Source organism: Vibrio sp. B1FIG11 (assembly GCF_905175335.1).
Taxonomy (GTDB): domain Bacteria; phylum Pseudomonadota; class Gammaproteobacteria; order Enterobacterales; family Vibrionaceae; genus Vibrio; species Vibrio campbellii.
In genome coordinates, this window is record NZ_HG992751.1 from 1,618,443 (window position 1) to 1,633,794 (window position 15,352).

The following is a 15,352-nucleotide window of genomic DNA, read 5'->3' on the forward strand; positions in this document are numbered from 1 at the left end:
AGGCTTTTTATTATCGTTATATTCTTGAATTAATCACGCTTTATAGAGAGCGGTGATTAAAGAGCGCCGTAGATTACAGAACTAATTGCCGCAAGACCACAGATTGCTGTGAAAATCTGTACAGGTGCTGAAGTTTTGTACTTCGCCATCGCAGGAACTTTGTTCATCGCGAATACAGGCATCAAGAATAGGATTGCAGCGATCATCGGTGCACCCATTGTTTCAATCATGCCTAGGATGCTTGGGTTAACGATAGCAACGATCCAAGTAGTCACTACGATGAAGATTAGTGATGCTTTTTCAATCTTGCTCTTAGGAGTCTCAGAGCGAGATTTGATTAGACCAACTAGACCTTCGTGTGCGCCTAGGAAGTGGCCGAAGTAGCTAGAAGTGATTGCTGCGAACGCCACTAGAGGACCCATGTAAGAGATAAGTGGAGACTCGTGAACGTTAGCTAGGTAAGACAGTACTGAGATGTTTTGTTCTTGCGCAGATGCTAGTTGCTCTGGAGATAGAGAAAGTACTACAGAGAATACGAAGAACATTACAAAACCCATTAGCATCATCGCTGCACCGCCAGTGATCGCGTCAGTTTTCTTAACTGCATCATCACCGTATACACGACGTTGTTCTTTAGAGAACTGAGAGATGATTGGGCTGTGGTTGAATGAGAATACGATGATTGGAATTGCTAGCCAAACGATTGAAGGCATTTCGCCCCAGTTTGGAGACACTTCCATCATTGATGTATTCCAGTCAGGAATTAGGTAGAAAGAAAGCGCTAGTAGGATGAATACTAGAGGGTAAACCATTGCTGATGTTGCTTTCAGCATTAGCTCTTTACCGAATACTACACCCGCAGTCATAGCAGCGATTAACGCGCCAGAAAGTAGCCAGCGAGGGATAGATTCCATACCCATTTGGTTAACTAGGAAAGAGTCAACCGTGTTTGTGATACCAACACCGTAGATTAGTACGATTGGGTAGATAGCGAAGAAGTAGGCAAAAGTAATAAGGTTTGCGCCAGTTTTACCGAAGTGCTCTTCTACTGTGTCAGTGATATCCGCTTCAGGGTTTTTCGCAGAAAGTACGAAACGAGCTAGAGATTTGTGTGCGAACCAAGTCATTGGTGCCGCGATTAGAGCTAAGATAACTAATGGCCAGAAACCGCCAGCACCTGCTTTAATTGGAAGGAAAAGTACACCTGCACCTACTGCTGTACCAAATAGGGACAAACACCAGGTGAAGTCTTTGTAAGAAAACTTACTAGACGATTGTGCGGTTGAAGCCGCAGAAGTAGTTGTATTCATTTTTGAGTTACTCATTTTGGGAACAGGAAATAAGTCGGGAGCAATTTTGCAGGATTTTGCATTCTCGAAATTAGATCTAAATCATGTATTGCTCGAGCTTATCGAATGATATGTCAAAAACCTGCTTTTTATCACGAAAATGGCGTGCTACACGTGATTATTGTTAATGCTTGAGATTAGAAAAAGTTATCCGATGCATTAGTTGTATGAATTTATCTCTCCGCAAGCGTTTGCCTTATGAAAATCAAATTAAACTAATGTGAATGAATGTTTGAAAAATAACCTTTTATTAATATTGATGCACATGATGATTGGTTTGTGGCACCAAAACTAATTAATAAAGTCATCATTTTAAAGTGATGTGTTTTTGCATCGATTCGATGATTTGTGCGGTCATTCCCCAAATGAAATGTTGCTGATATGGAATAGCAAACACGCGATGGCTGGCTTTTCTTAGCTTAAATTTTTCACTAAAGAGTTTATCTGGATTCAAAATGTGGCTGGCGGGTACTTCAAAAACTTCTGCGACTTCGTTTGGGTCGATACGAGTCATGTAGTCTGGTGAAACAAAAGCCAAAAACGGCGTGACATTAAATTGGCTAATGGTTGGTAGCTTGGGTAGCTGTCCGAACACGCTAATGTGTGATGTAGGTATGCCGATCTCTTCTTCTGTTTCTCGAATCGCAGTGTTCACTAGATGGGTATCTTGAGGCTCATACTTGCCACCAGGAAAGCTGATTTGCCCCGGATGGTGTTTTAAATGCGCTGCTCGTTTAGTCAAAATGACGCTGAGGCCTTCTTTGCGTTCGACAAAACCGATCAACACGGCGGCGTCTCGCAAAGTCTCTTCTTTCAAGTGTGCGAGGCGCCCCAGAGATTCTTTATGGTATCCGGTTGGAAGCTGCAGTTGAAAGTTTTGTAGCAGGGTAGATTTATCAATAACCAAAGTTGCTCCCTCTCTTTAATGACGCATGCGTTTCGTATGATGCGAAGAACATATTAATTTGAAACTTATAGCGTTATACACCATTCTTTATTTTAATACGTCACTATAAGGTTAGCTGAAGACGATGAAAGGGATAATATTCACTGAGTTCATGGAGTTAGTCGAGGACAAGTTTGGCTTGGAAGTTCTAGACCAAGTTTTGGACCTTTCTAACGATGAAGGCATCTACACTTCTGTTGGCAGTTATGATCACCGAGACCTCGTCAAATTGATCGTTAACCTCAGTAAAGTCTCTGACATACCAGTAGAGAAGCTACAAGAGGTGTTTGGTGAATGTGTGTTCCAAAACCTGCTCAAGTCCATCCCCAATCATGCCAGCTTAAAACAATGCACGAACACGTTTCAGTTTGTTCGCCATGTAGAAGACTTTATCCATGTCGAGGTCAAGAAGCTCTATCCCGACGCTAATCCTCCTCAATTTGATTTTATCAGCGAGACGCAATCGGAAATGGTTTTCGACTACCGCAGTGCACGCTGTATGGCTCATGTGTGTTTAGGACTGATCCACGGTTGTGCGAGTCACTTTGGCGAAACGATTGAAGTAAAGCACCAAAACCAATCTGAAGATGGCAGCCAAGTGCGCTTTTGGCTGGAGGCGCAATAAGGCTATATGACGGGTAGTTCTTCTCTAGAAAGGAAACTCAAACGAGAAGTCGCATCAAGAAAAGCGGCAGAGATGTTACTAGAGCAGAAAAGCTTAGAGTTGTATGAGTCCCATCAACAACTGAGTGTGGCATTAAAGAAGCTTGAGATGAAGTCAGAGAACGACTTGCGTAAGCTTGAGTTTGAAGAACAAATTGATGCCACTTTGATCAAGTTTGGGCGTACGTTTCTTTCTAGCACCTTCGACGAAACCATGATTGCCAGCTTTTTAGAGCAGTTGACATCAAACTCTGTTGTTTCCGGTGCTTATCTCTACCTCAACCCTGAAAATGTGTCGTCGCTGCGACGTCATCAATTTGGCCATCTTAACCTCGCTCACGATCGCCCGATACAAGCAAAGCCATATTGGCGCAAAAACCGACTCTATCTACCCATCATCATAGAATCAACGACGCTCGGTGAGTTGATCTTTTCGCTCGCGTTTGATCAAGTCGATCAAGAGTTTATTTCCAAGCAAATGGTGTTGGTTTCTGACCTAGTGCACGGTGTTATTAGTCGACACTTGAGCTTGCAGCGTGAAGTGGAATTGCGTATACGAGCGGAAGCATCGGAGAAAGCGACGAAAGAGTTTGTCGCCATGATTAACCATGAATTACGCACTCCGTTAAACGGCGTACTCGGAAGCGCAGACTTACTTGATAAAACCGTGCTCGATGATGAACAACAACAATATTTGTCTAATTTAATTCATTCAGGCGATTTACTGCGCGTCATCATCAATGACTTACTTGATTTCAGTAAGATGAATGCAGGCATGATGGAGATCATCGATAAAGTTTTTGCTTGGAAAGATTTAGAAAATGCATTGACCGGTGTGTTTGCAGCGAAAGCCGCGGAAAAGCGGATACATTTTTCCATCGACAAGAAGCTAGGTATACCAGAGTTTCTCATCGGCGACTTTGAACGGATCACGCAGATATTGGTGAATTTGATTGGTAATGCGATTAAGTTTACCAACTTGGGTGGAGTTGTGCTGCGTGTGGAATGGCAAAATGGCTATGCAAACTTTGAAGTAGAAGATACGGGTATCGGTATCCCACTGGAAGCACAAAAAGCCTTGTTTGACCCTTTTGTTCAAGCCGACCGTTCGACCAAGCGCAACTTTGAAGGTTCTGGTTTGGGCTTGGCTATTTGTAAGAACTTGGTGGATTTGATGGGCGGTGACATCAGTTTCGCCAGTGTGCCCCGTCAAGGCACCATTTTTAAGCTTAAGATTCCTCTCAAACAAGGAGAGGCTCAGGGGAGGGGTTCTGGTGATGTGTCTGATGGTAAGCGTATTGAGCTTGCAGGACGTTCTGTGCTCGTGGTGGATGACATTCGTATGAACCAAGTGATCGTCACCCAAATGCTCAAGAAACTCGATATCAAGCCAGATCTGAAAAACAACGGCCTAGAAGCGGTCGACGCAGTTAAAGCAAATGAGTACGAACTGATATTTATGGACTGCCGGATGCCAGAGATGGACGGTTATGAAGCGACGGTGCATTTACGAGAAAATGGGTTTACGAAGCCGATCATTGCGCTTACCGCCGGGACAACTTTGGAAGAGAGACAAAAGTGCATTGAATCTGGAATGAATGACATACTCACCAAGCCTTATACCGCTGCGGATATTGAACAGATTATGTGTAAATGGCTCGACGAATGAGGCGCAAGTCTGCTTGATCAGCTACAAACAGTGATCAGCAAAAAACGATCATCAAAAAACAATGATTAACAAAAACTAGCGATAAGCAAAAACGGCTCTGTCATTACTGCAGAGCCGTTTTTCTATATACTTAAAAGCGATATAAGTTACTTCAGAGCTGGTAAGATCTTAGATAGCTTATCCAACGTCTCTTGATATTCTGCTGCGCAATCACTGTCTGCTACAACGCCGCCGCCAGCCCAAGCGTAGAGCTTGTTATCTTCCGCAACCAGAGTACGAATCGTGATGCTGGTATCCATTCGGCCATGGCGTGAGATATATCCAATGCTGCCACAATAAGCGCTACGACGATGCGGCTCGAGCTCTTCAATAATTTGCATCGCACGAACTTTAGGTGCACCGGTAATTGAGCCTCCCGGGAAGCAAGCTCGTAGCAAGTCTGCGGCGCTGTACTGGGTATCCAGATCTGCGCGAATAGTGCTAACTAGGTGATGAACCGCTGGGAAGCTCTCGATATCAAACAGCTTCGGTACATGAACGCTGCCCGGAGAAGCGACGCGGCCAATATCGTTACGCAATAAGTCGACAATCATCAGGTTTTCGGCCTGATCTTTTTCTGCCGTTTGCAAGTCATGGGCGTTGGCTTGGTCGAGCTCGGTATTTTGACTACGTGGACGTGTACCTTTGATTGGCTTGGTTTCAATGACGTTGTCTTTCAGTTCCAAAAAGCGTTCTGGTGACACGCTTATGATTGCTGAATTGGGCATACGAATAAACGCAGAAAAAGGGGCTTGGTTAGCTGCTTCTAACTTGGTGTAAGCTTGCCACTCACTTCCTTGGTACGAAGCGTTAAAACGTTGAGCCAAGTTGATTTGGTAACAGTCGCCACTTAATAGGTATTCTTGAACGCGATCAAAACGCGAGGCGTAAGAGTTTTGCGTCATGTTCGATTGCCAATCACCAATCAGCTTGAAGTCTTCACCATCTGCTGGAGATTGTGAATTAAGCCATTGCCACGCTTGCTCAATGTTTTGGCCTACAACACACGCTTTTTCTAGTTTGTGGTCTACTACCAGTGCCCATTCATACAACCCTACAGCCATGTCTGGCGTTTGAAGGTCTTTGGTTGCAAGTTCTGGCATAGATTCAACACGGCGTCCTAGATCGTAACTGAAATAACCCAGCGCACCGCCGACAAACGGCAGATCCCACTCTGTGCCTAACTCAAGGTTTGGCAAAAGCTGTTGTTGAAGTTCGTCCAATAGCAAGAACGGATCTTGTTGGGAAAGGTATTGTTGCGATTCTGTTTTAATGCGCGTATCGCCAGCGACGGTCTCTAGCGTTGCGATTGGATTGGCTACCAGCACATCAAAGCGGCTGTCGATGTGCGTCTTAGAGGCCGAACGCAAAAGCATTGCCCAAGGTTGGCTTTCGATACGAGAAAATAGAGTAATAGCGAGGTCGTTGGCGTATTCCAATGCCTTAAAATCAAGCAATTGCGTATCCATGTTGTTCATTTGTTTAAATTGTGACAAAGAGTTCGTTCACTGCATGGCATGTCATGGGCAGCAAGAGTATCATATTCGCCTGTATAGCCAAACTACCTCTATACAAAGGCTTGGAGGTGGTTTTACTATAAAGAAGGCGACTTCAGTTACTCGTGTGTCGATATCAGCCGTTCGACAATTTGTTCACATAAAACGAAGCTCATTTATGAGCAATAAGCTCAACAAACACGATAGAAGCCAAGCCGATAATGGAAGCAAAGCATAACAATAATGAGGCATGCAATGACGGTAATACGCACGCAGGATGTCATCAGCAGTGTTGCTGATGCGCTACAGTATATTTCTTACTACCACCCGCTAGACTTTGTTCAAGCCCTTGAAAAAGCCTACCACCGTGAAGAGAGCCAAGCAGCGAAAGACGCTATCGCTCAGATCCTAATTAACTCCCGTATGTCGGCAGAAGGCCATCGACCGATTTGTCAGGACACAGGTATCGTGACTTGTTTCGTCAATATCGGTATGGGCGTTCAATGGGACTCAACCGACATGACGGTTCAACAGATGGTGGATGAAGGCGTTCGACAAGCTTACACGAATCCGGACAACCCATTGCGTGCCTCGGTTCTGATGGACCCTGCGGGCAAGCGAATCAATACTAAAGACAACACGCCAGCAGTTGTACATATCAATATGGTGCCAGGCGATAAAGTTGAAATTCAAATCGCAGCCAAAGGCGGTGGCTCTGAAAACAAAACCAAGATGGTGATGCTAAACCCATCTGACGACATTGCAGAATGGGTAGAGAAAACCCTACCAGCAATGGGCGCAGGTTGGTGTCCACCGGGCATGCTTGGAATTGGTATCGGCGGTACCGCTGAAAAAGCTGCGGTATTGGCAAAAGAATCTCTGATGGAACACATCGACATTCAAGAACTGATCGATCGTGGTCCTCAAAATGCGGAAGAAGAGCTTCGTCTTGATATCTTCAACCGTGTAAACAAGCTGGGTATTGGTGCTCAAGGTCTGGGTGGTTTAACAACGGTTGTTGACGTAAAAATCAAAACCGCGCCAACGCATGCCGCGTCTAAGCCTGTGTGCTTAATTCCGAACTGTGCGGCAACGCGCCACGTTCACTTCACTCTTGATGGTAATGGTCCTGCTGAGCTAACGCCACCGAAGCTAGAAGATTGGCCAGATATTACTTGGGAAGCGGGCGAGAACACACGTCGCGTGAACTTAGATACCGTGACCAAAGAAGAAGTTCAAGAGTGGAAAACCGGTGAAACGGTTCTGCTGTCGGGCAAAATTCTAACTGGTCGTGATGCGGCACATAAACGCATCCAAGGCATGCTAGAAGCGGGTGAAGGTTTACCTGCTGGCGTTGATTTCAAGGGTAAGTTCATTTATTACGTTGGCCCGGTTGATGCCGTTGGTGATGAGGCCGTAGGTCCTGCAGGTCCTACAACCTCAACACGTATGGATAAGTTCACAGACATGATGTTAGAAGAAACTGGCATTATGGGCATGATCGGTAAAGCAGAGCGCGGTCCTGCAACAGTTGAATCTATCAAGAACCATAAAGCGGTTTACTTAATGGCAGTTGGCGGCGCGGCGTACCTAGTTGCTAAAGCGATTAAGAAAGCTCGCGTGGTGGCATTCGAAGACCTAGGCATGGAAGCGATTTATGAGTTTGAAGTTGAAGATATGCCAGTTACGGTAGCGGTAGACTCAAACGGCGCGAACGCTCACCAAATTGGTCCAGATACTTGGAAAGTAAAAATCCAAGAAATGGAAGCGTAAGCTGCTGCCCTGTCAGGTTACAGTGTTTTGTTACTAGGCTTACTATGAGCTTTGCATTATTGAACATAAGGCGAACGTCTCAATTGAGAGAATGTGACAAAGTGCTGATTTACCTAGCAAACATTTGACAAAAGTGCAGCGAAAGCTGCACTTTTTGTCTATATACTCAGATATAAACTAATAGGCATAGCAAATCTCGTTGTTATGCTGACCATAATTAGGAGACGGCATGCCTCGTTTTATTCAAATTCTACAAATAGTTCTTGCTGTTGTGATTGGTAGCTTTGTTGGCTACGACTTGATTCTTCACGGCATCAGTATCTTCGACGAAAAATACGTCACCATCACTTGTGTATTATGGCTGATCCTAGAAATCGCCTTGTTCGTGATCTACAAGTTGATTGAAGACGATTAGACTGGACCGAAAGTCGTTAAGATCTCTAAGCCTCTGAAACTCTCAGGGGCTTTTTCGTTTTTGGAAAAAGGTTTTGCAGTGAATACTTTGTTCATCTTTGATTAAGGTTGGTAAAATTACACTGCGTAGCAAGAATTGATGAGATAAATAAAAAGTATGAAAAGAATAACGCAAGAAGTGAATGACTTTATCAGCCGTGGCATGGACTCCAACGTTCGTATTGCCGTAACGGGGTTATCGCGTGCAGGTAAGACTGCTTTCATTACTTCTCTGGTTAATCAATTACTGCATACCGCCACTCATGACAACTTGCCGCTACTCAATGCCGCTCGAGACAAACGCTTAATTGGCGCCAAACGTGAGCCACAAACCAACATGATGGTACCGCGTTTTGCCTATGATGATGCGATGAGCCAAATTCATGCTATGCCACCACAATGGCCAGTGCCGACGCGCGACGTAAGTGAAATTCGACTTGCGCTGAAATACAAGCCGAACAAAACCACCAAAAAGCTATTGAGCAAAACCGCGGTACTGAATGTCGATATCATCGACTATCCGGGTGAGTGGTTATTGGATTTGCCTTTGCTCGATATGGATTTCGCGACGTGGTCACAGACGCAATTTGAGGCGTTAAAAGGGCAACGTAGTGAGCTTGCAGCCGATTGGCTGGCAGAGCTAGAAGCATTGGATTTAGCTGCGGAATTGAATGAAAAGCAGCTAGAGAGAGTCGCTAAAACTTACACTGACTATTTGCATGCATGTAAAGACAGTGGCTTACATTGGGTTCAGCCAGGTCGATTCGTCTTGCCGGGTGAGCTTGAAGGGGCGCCAGTATTGCAGTTCTTCCCATGTCGATTTGACGCAGATACGAAGCCAGCTAAAGGCAGTAACTTAGCAATGCTTGAAGCGCGTTATCACGAATATCAGCAGAAGGTGGTTAAGGCGTTCTATAAGCATCACTTTGCGACCTTTGATCGTCAAATCGTGTTGGTGGATTGCTTACAGCCCCTGAATGCAGGGGATGAAGCGTTTTACGATATGCGCCAAGCGCTTGAACAAATCATGCACAGCTTCCGATATGGTAGAAGCAGCTTTTTGCGTCGCTTGTTCTCACCAAAAATCGACAGAGTATTGTTCGCTGCGACAAAAGCCGACCACGTGACACCGGATCAACATCCGCATTTGGTCTCCTTACTTCAACAAATGGTGCATCCTGCATGGCAGACCGCGGCCTATGAGAACATTGAAATGAGCTGCACGAGCATTGCTTCTATTCAAGCGACGACTTCCGGCTTTATTGCTTCGGGAAATAAAACCGTCCCTGCACTGCAAGGTACAACGCTTGATGGGGAGTCAATGACGATGTTCCCCGGTGAAGTACCGAAGAAGCTACCTAACGCGGCTTATTGGCAAAATAGTGGCTTTGATTTTACTTCTTTCCGACCAATGCCTTCAGAAACTGACGAGCCAATGAAACACATTCGGCTTGATAAAGCATTGGAATACTTATTGGGAGACAAATTGAAATGAGCGAACTAAAACAAAAACAAGTCTTCAAAGAAAAAGTGATGCACAGCGAGGAAGAGGGCGTATCCCCGGAGTTGAATGCGCAGAAGACGTTCTCTGAAAAAGAGACCTTCATACCCGTTGAGATTGAAGAGCAACAGGAAGAGACAGAGCAAGAGTTGCAGCTCGAACAAGTCATTCGCCCTAAATCTGGTCGCAAATGGCTCACAACGGGTCTCTTTGCCACCTTTGCCGGTTTAGTTGGTTGGCAAGCGGTCGATTCTGTGATTACCGCAGTACAAACTGCTGATTGGCTAGCGCTTGGTTGGGCTGGCTTTGTCACTACCATCGCTTCTTTTGGCTTAGGCGCGTTAGGCAAAGAATTATGGAAGCTACGCAAACTGCGTAATCACTTTAGTGTGCAAGAAGAGAGTGAAGCGCTTATCGATAGCCAAAGCGTCGGCAAGGGCAAAGCATTTTGTGAAAAAGTCGCGGAGCAAAGTGGTGTACTGGCAGAGAACCCAGGTTTTGACCGTTGGAAAAACAGCGTAAATCCAGCTCACAGTGACGCTGAAATTCTAGAGATGTACGATGCCATGGTCGTTAGCCAGCAAGATAAGCTCGCAACCAAAATTGTTTCGCAGCACGCAACCGAATCCGCAGCTTTGGTGGCCGTTAGCCCACTGGCAGCCGCTGACATGTTGCTGGTGGCATGGCGTAACTTCAAAATGATCGACAATCTTTCTAAAGTGTATGGCGTGGAGCTTGGCTACGCTTCTCGAATCAAATTGCTCCGCTCTGTGTTCGTGAATATGGCGGCAGCGGGTGCGAGTGAGCTCGCTATTGATGCCAGCATGGATTTGATGTCGATGGATCTCGCCGGAAAAATCTCCGCGCGAGCAGGGCAGGGACTCGGTGTGGGGATCTTAACCGCTCGTCTTGGTCTAAAATCCATGGCGCTGCTTCGTCCTTTACCTTGGTATCCAGAGCGTCAGGTGAAACTCGGTGCGATTCGCAAAGAGGTTGTGGCGAAAGTTGCATCAATCACGATGAAACCGTAACCAATATCACCTTTGACGGTGAGGATTGCTTGACGCCATTCCAAGCTTGGGAGAAACTACTGTCAACTTTTCCTGACAGTTGTGAATTGGGATATTTTCAGTGCGTCTTGAAGTCTTTTGTGAAGATAGACTCGGTCTTACCCGAGAACTGCTCGATATTTTAGCGTCTAAAAGCATCGACTTACGTGGTATCGAAATTGATATCAGTGGCATCATTTACCTAAACTGCCCAGATATCGACTTTGATACCTTCAGTGAGTTGATGGCTGAGATCCGCCGTATTCCGGGGGTCAAGGACGTACGTAAAATCCAATTTATGCCAATGGAGCGCCATAATACAGAGCTGCTTTCTTTGGTGGATAATCTTCCTGATCCTGTGTTTGCTATCGACCTCAAAGGTGCGGTCGATATGGCGAACATGGCGGCACTGTCTCTGCTTGGTCAGCACAAACAAGATGTGATCGGTACGCAAATTGGTATGTTGTTGCCGAGCGTGCGCTTTTCTCGTTGGTCTGAAGGCGTTAATGCGCGCACTCGCGAAAGCCTAGTGATTGATGGCTTGGACTACATCCTAGAGTTGATGCCGGTATACATCAAAGACGAAGCACAAAACTCCACTTTAGCCAGCACGCTGATGACGATTCGTTCTAGCCAACATGGTGCGCAAATCGAAGAGATCTTGCCGCTCAACAACCAGTTAGGCTTTGAGCACTTTGTTGGATTATCCAACCGCCACAAAGCGTTAATGAATCAAGCGAAGAAATTGTCCGTTCTCGATCAACCATTATTGATTGAAGGTGAAACGGGTACTGGTAAAGAAATGTTGGCCAAAGCTTGCCATAGTCGTTCTGGCCGTGCGAGCAAGCCGTTCCTTGTGTTGAGCTGTGCTTCCATGCCGGATGATGTGGCTGAAACTGAATTATTTGGTCATGCGCCGGGTTCATTTAATCATGAACAAGGTCACAAAGGCATTTTTGAACAAGCCAACGGTGGTACGGTTTTTCTCGATGAAATCGGTGAGATGAGTTCGCACCTGCAAATCAAACTGCTGCGCTTCTTACAGGACGGTAATTTCCGTCGCGTGGGCGCGGAAGATGAAATGCATGTTGATGTCCGCATTATCGCTTCGACTAAGCACAACCTTGCAGAACTCGCTGAAGCCGGCAAGTTCCGTGAAGACTTATATTATCGTCTAAATGTCCTCACCTTGAATATTCCACCTTTACGCAAGCGCTCGAACGATGTCGCACCGCTACTAGACTTATTTGTCATGAAGCACGCGCAACAGCTTGGCATCGATAAGCCAGAATTAGATGAAGAGTTGGTGGATGCGTTAGCGAACTACCAATGGCCGGGCAACATGCGTCAGTTGGACAACATGGTTCTGCGTGCGTTGACCGAGATGGATGGACATGTCCTCAAGGCCGATAACTTCAACTTACCTCAGCCACAAGCTATGGGCGGCGGTAGCGCAACATTGAACCTTGATGGCTCGCTTGATGAGATAATGCGTGATTACGAATCGCAGATTTTAGAGCGTTTGTATCAATCATTCCCATCGAGCCGTAAGCTCGCTAAGCGTTTAAATGTGTCTCATACGTCTATTGCAAACAAATTGCGCGATTATGGTATTCGTAAAAGTTAGGACATTCGTCGTAAAGTTAAGGTATCCGCACAAACGGACTATCCGTAAATGAATCCGAAATTAAATGGACGTTGTTATTTATAATGGAAGATAAGAGTTCCTCAATCGCCGTTCACAAGTTGGACGGCGACTTGCTTCTACGTACTGCGGAAATTGGCGATGCCGATATGATCGCAGAGTATTTTCAGACGAATCGAGCGTACTTGGCACCATTCGAGCCAAAACGAGAAGAGGCGTTCTACACCGTCAATGGTTGGTTGCAAAAACTGATTAAGTTAAATGAGCTTCACCGCCTAGGGCTTGGTTACTATTGCCTACTTGTTCATGCCGAATCTGGTAAAATGCTTGGCACGCTCTCTTTCAGTAATCTGAGTCGTTTTCCGTTCTATGCCTGCAACGTGGGTTACTCCCTTGCAGAAGACGCGCAGGGTAATGGCTATATGCGCCGCGCGTTAAAAATGGCCTGTGATTATATGTTTGATGTGCAAAAGATACACCGAATTCAGGCGGGCTATATGCCACATAACAAGCGCAGTGAGGCGGTGCTACAACATGCCGGGTTTGAAAGAGAAGGGTACGCAAAGGATTACTTGTTGATCGACGGTGAATGGCGAGACCACGTGCTGACATCGTTGACCAACCCAAACTGGATAGCAGAGGCTCGATAAATGGAAAGATTGGAAAAGCAGTTAGCACTTCTTATTGAACTGGACCAACTGAAAAGCGTACTTCGTCGTACTCGTGTAAAGAGTGCAGACCGACGCTTAGAGAATAGTGGCGAGCACAGTTGGCACGTTGCATTGATGGCGGTATTAATGCAAGAGCATGCAAATGCACCCATCGATATTGCTCGAGTGATGAAAATGCTGCTTATCCATGATGTTGTAGAGATCGACGCAGGCGATACCTTTGTTTATGATGTCGCAGCTTCAAAAGAGCAAGAAGAAAAAGAATTAAAAGCCGCAGAGCGTTTGTTTGGTATGTTGCCGAGCGATCAAGGTGATGAACTGTTTGCTCTGTGGAAAGAGTTTGAGGCAGCACAAAGTGATGATGCGAAATACGCTAAAGCGTTAGATCGCCTTATCCCGATGCTACTCAACTACCATAACGATGGTCAAAGTTGGAAAGAACATGGTGTCACGCGAGAGCAAGCGTTAACCATCAATAAAAGAATTGAATTTGGTTCTGTCACGCTATGGGACAAAGCCAAAGAACTGATTGAAGAAGCCACCGAGAAAGGTTGGCTGAAGTCGTAAGAAAGGAGACTGAATGTCTTATTTGCCTTTGGACGAATACCAAAGAAAATGGATTTTTACTCACCAGTCAATGCCAATGCCAGAGGAAGAGCTCGAGTTTATCAAGCCGATGAGCCAAGCCCGCGCTGCGCAGTTCTGGAAAGAGAATATTAGTGCCCAAAGTCCGGATATGGACCGTTTGAGTTCGTCAGACTGGCCGATGAAAGAGTCGAACTGGTCCGAAGAAGTCGACTGGATGGCGGCTTGGGAAGCCGATGAACCTGAGTTACCGGAAGAGGTCGCAGCGTTTATTGATTGGCAAGACGATGTGACGGTGTACTTTTGTTATGAGAAGTACAACGTGATCGAGACAAAGTGGTCAACCTTCAAGAAACACTGGAAGAACTTCCTGTTCTATGACGATGGGCCAATTCTAATCGGTCGACGTCGCGCTCAAGCACTTTGGTTTGATTCTAAAGGTAACGTCAAACTGGGCGAGCGTCACTAAGACGTTATATTGTTAAAGCCACCGAGTTACGTCCAATAACTCGGTGGCTTTTGTGTCTCTATAGGTTTGATAAGGGACTTAATACACCTCCTGCGCCGCGTTCGATCACGTGGGTGTAGATCTGAGTCGTTTTCACATCAGTATGCCCAAGTTGCTCTTGGACGGTTCGTATGTCGGCTCCTGACTCTAGAAGGTGGGTAGCAAAGCTGTGCCTAAGCGTATGGCAAGTGACAGACTTTTCTATTCCCGCGTCTTTTGCCGCTCGTTTCACTGCCCTTTGTATCGCGCTCTCATTGACATGATGGCGTCTAAACTCACCAGTATCTGCATCTATGCTTAATTTGGTTGATGGGAAGAGAAAGTGCCAATTAAAATCCAATTCTGCGCCAGGGTACTTCCTTCGTAGCCCATCAGAGATATAAACACCGGCATAACCGCCCATATGACGGTCCTTCTGGTAATAATCTCTCGTTAGGTTGACCTGTGCTTTTAGTGGTTCATGTAGCTCTTTCGCTAATGTGACCGTTCTATTCTTACCACCTTTTCCCTGCCAGACTCTAAGCGCACCGTAGTCGTAATCAATATCTTGAATTCTTAGTCGTAAGCATTCCATGATTCGCAGGCCAGAACCATACAATAGTTGGATATGGAGTTTGTATTTGGGGTCAATATGCTGAACAAAGCGTCTCACTTCGTCTCTTGTTAACACAACGGGCAGTTTTTTCTCAGTGAGTGATTTTTGAAATCTCATATTCAATGAAAGTGGCATCTGGAAGTACTCTCGATATAAAAATGAGATGGCGTTTAATGCAAGTGCCTGCGTTTTCACTGCTACCTTTTCATCAATGGCAAGATGACTTAGAAAGCGTTCAACATCGTCCTCACAAAGTTTGGAAGGGTGAGCTAGCTGGTGGAAGACAATGTAGCGTTTGATCCAAAACAGGTAGGTTTCAATGGTTTTCTTCGCATAGTGACGCGAGATCATATGCTCTTTGACGCTAAGTAAAAACTGACTTTTCATTTTCTAATTTAACTGGTTGTTTA

At 45.6% G+C, this 15,352-nt stretch carries 14 protein-coding genes; 10 read left to right on the forward strand and 4 right to left on the reverse strand.

Annotation, left to right across the window (positions count from 1 at the left end):
• Positions 1 to 56 precede the first annotated feature (56 nt).
• Both KHO06_RS07310 and KHO06_RS07315 read right to left on the reverse strand, forming a co-directional pair.
• Positions 57 to 1,310 (reverse strand): aromatic amino acid transport family protein, encoded by a 1,254-nt coding sequence (locus KHO06_RS07310; protein WP_009706862.1) that lies wholly within the window; start codon positions 1,308 to 1,310, stop codon positions 57 to 59.
• A gap of 346 nt (positions 1,311 to 1,656) precedes the next feature.
• Positions 1,657 to 2,256: a CoA pyrophosphatase gene (locus tag KHO06_RS07315; RefSeq protein WP_005433891.1), complete on the reverse strand. Its 600-nt coding sequence runs from the start codon at positions 2,254 to 2,256 to the stop codon at positions 1,657 to 1,659.
• 124 nt (positions 2,257 to 2,380) lie between these two features.
• Here KHO06_RS07315 and KHO06_RS07320 point away from each other — a divergent pair, with 124 nt between their 5' ends.
• Together KHO06_RS07320 and KHO06_RS07325 are read left to right on the forward strand one after the other, a co-directional pair.
• Complete coding sequence (locus KHO06_RS07320; RefSeq protein WP_047480705.1) at positions 2,381 to 2,920, forward strand: heme NO-binding domain-containing protein; 540 nt, start codon at positions 2,381 to 2,383, stop codon at positions 2,918 to 2,920.
• Positions 2,921 to 2,926: 6 nt separating this feature from the next.
• Positions 2,927 to 4,627 (forward strand): ATP-binding protein, encoded by a 1,701-nt coding sequence (locus KHO06_RS07325; RefSeq protein ID WP_212582325.1) that lies wholly within the window; start codon positions 2,927 to 2,929, stop codon positions 4,625 to 4,627.
• 146 nt (positions 4,628 to 4,773) lie between these two features.
• Here the strand turns inward: KHO06_RS07325 and pabB are convergent, their stop codons facing one another.
• The gene (gene pabB, locus KHO06_RS07330; RefSeq protein WP_212582451.1) at positions 4,774 to 6,144 is read right to left on the reverse strand and encodes an aminodeoxychorismate synthase component I; all 1,371 of its coding nucleotides are present in this window, start codon (positions 6,142 to 6,144) and stop codon (positions 4,774 to 4,776) included.
• 273 nt (positions 6,145 to 6,417) lie between these two features.
• Between pabB and KHO06_RS07335 the strand changes: the two genes are divergently transcribed.
• The 8 genes from KHO06_RS07335 to KHO06_RS07370 all read left to right on the forward strand — a co-directional run bounded on the left by KHO06_RS07335 (position 6,418) and on the right by KHO06_RS07370 (position 14,308).
• Positions 6,418 to 7,935 carry a fumarate hydratase gene (locus KHO06_RS07335; protein ID WP_005433847.1) on the forward strand — a complete coding sequence of 506 codons (1,518 nt, stop codon included), beginning with the start codon at positions 6,418 to 6,420 and terminating at the stop codon, positions 7,933 to 7,935.
• A gap of 229 nt (positions 7,936 to 8,164) precedes the next feature.
• Entirely contained in the window at positions 8,165 to 8,350 is a 186-nt protein-coding gene (locus tag KHO06_RS07340; protein ID WP_005433708.1) for a hypothetical protein, read from the forward strand.
• A gap of 156 nt (positions 8,351 to 8,506) precedes the next feature.
• The gene (locus tag KHO06_RS07345) at positions 8,507 to 9,883 is read left to right on the forward strand and encodes a YcjX family protein (protein ID WP_212582326.1); all 1,377 of its coding nucleotides are present in this window, start codon (positions 8,507 to 8,509) and stop codon (positions 9,881 to 9,883) included.
• Positions 9,880 to 10,920 carry a TIGR01620 family protein gene (locus tag KHO06_RS07350; protein ID WP_212582327.1) on the forward strand — a complete coding sequence of 347 codons (1,041 nt, stop codon included), beginning with the start codon at positions 9,880 to 9,882 and terminating at the stop codon, positions 10,918 to 10,920. The genes KHO06_RS07345 and KHO06_RS07350 overlap by 4 nt, the downstream gene beginning before the upstream one ends.
• 100 nt (positions 10,921 to 11,020) lie before the next feature.
• On the forward strand, positions 11,021 to 12,565 hold the full coding sequence (gene tyrR / locus KHO06_RS07355; RefSeq protein ID WP_005433734.1) for a transcriptional regulator TyrR: 1,545 nt from the start codon (positions 11,021 to 11,023) through the stop codon (positions 12,563 to 12,565).
• An 83-nt stretch (positions 12,566 to 12,648) separates the two neighbouring features.
• Complete coding sequence (gene rimJ, locus KHO06_RS07360) at positions 12,649 to 13,233, forward strand: ribosomal protein S5-alanine N-acetyltransferase (protein WP_005433660.1); 585 nt, start codon at positions 12,649 to 12,651, stop codon at positions 13,231 to 13,233.
• On the forward strand, positions 13,234 to 13,821 hold the full coding sequence (locus tag KHO06_RS07365) for an HD domain-containing protein (protein ID WP_010649588.1): 588 nt from the start codon (positions 13,234 to 13,236) through the stop codon (positions 13,819 to 13,821). It begins immediately after the preceding gene.
• Positions 13,822 to 13,834: 13 nt separating this feature from the next.
• The gene (locus KHO06_RS07370; protein WP_005434054.1) at positions 13,835 to 14,308 is read left to right on the forward strand and encodes a DUF2947 domain-containing protein; all 474 of its coding nucleotides are present in this window, start codon (positions 13,835 to 13,837) and stop codon (positions 14,306 to 14,308) included.
• A 58-nt stretch (positions 14,309 to 14,366) separates the two neighbouring features.
• Here the strand turns inward: KHO06_RS07370 and KHO06_RS07375 are convergent, their stop codons facing one another.
• The gene (locus KHO06_RS07375; protein ID WP_045458294.1) at positions 14,367 to 15,329 is read right to left on the reverse strand and encodes an integron integrase; all 963 of its coding nucleotides are present in this window, start codon (positions 15,327 to 15,329) and stop codon (positions 14,367 to 14,369) included.
• Positions 15,330 to 15,352 lie beyond the last annotated feature (23 nt).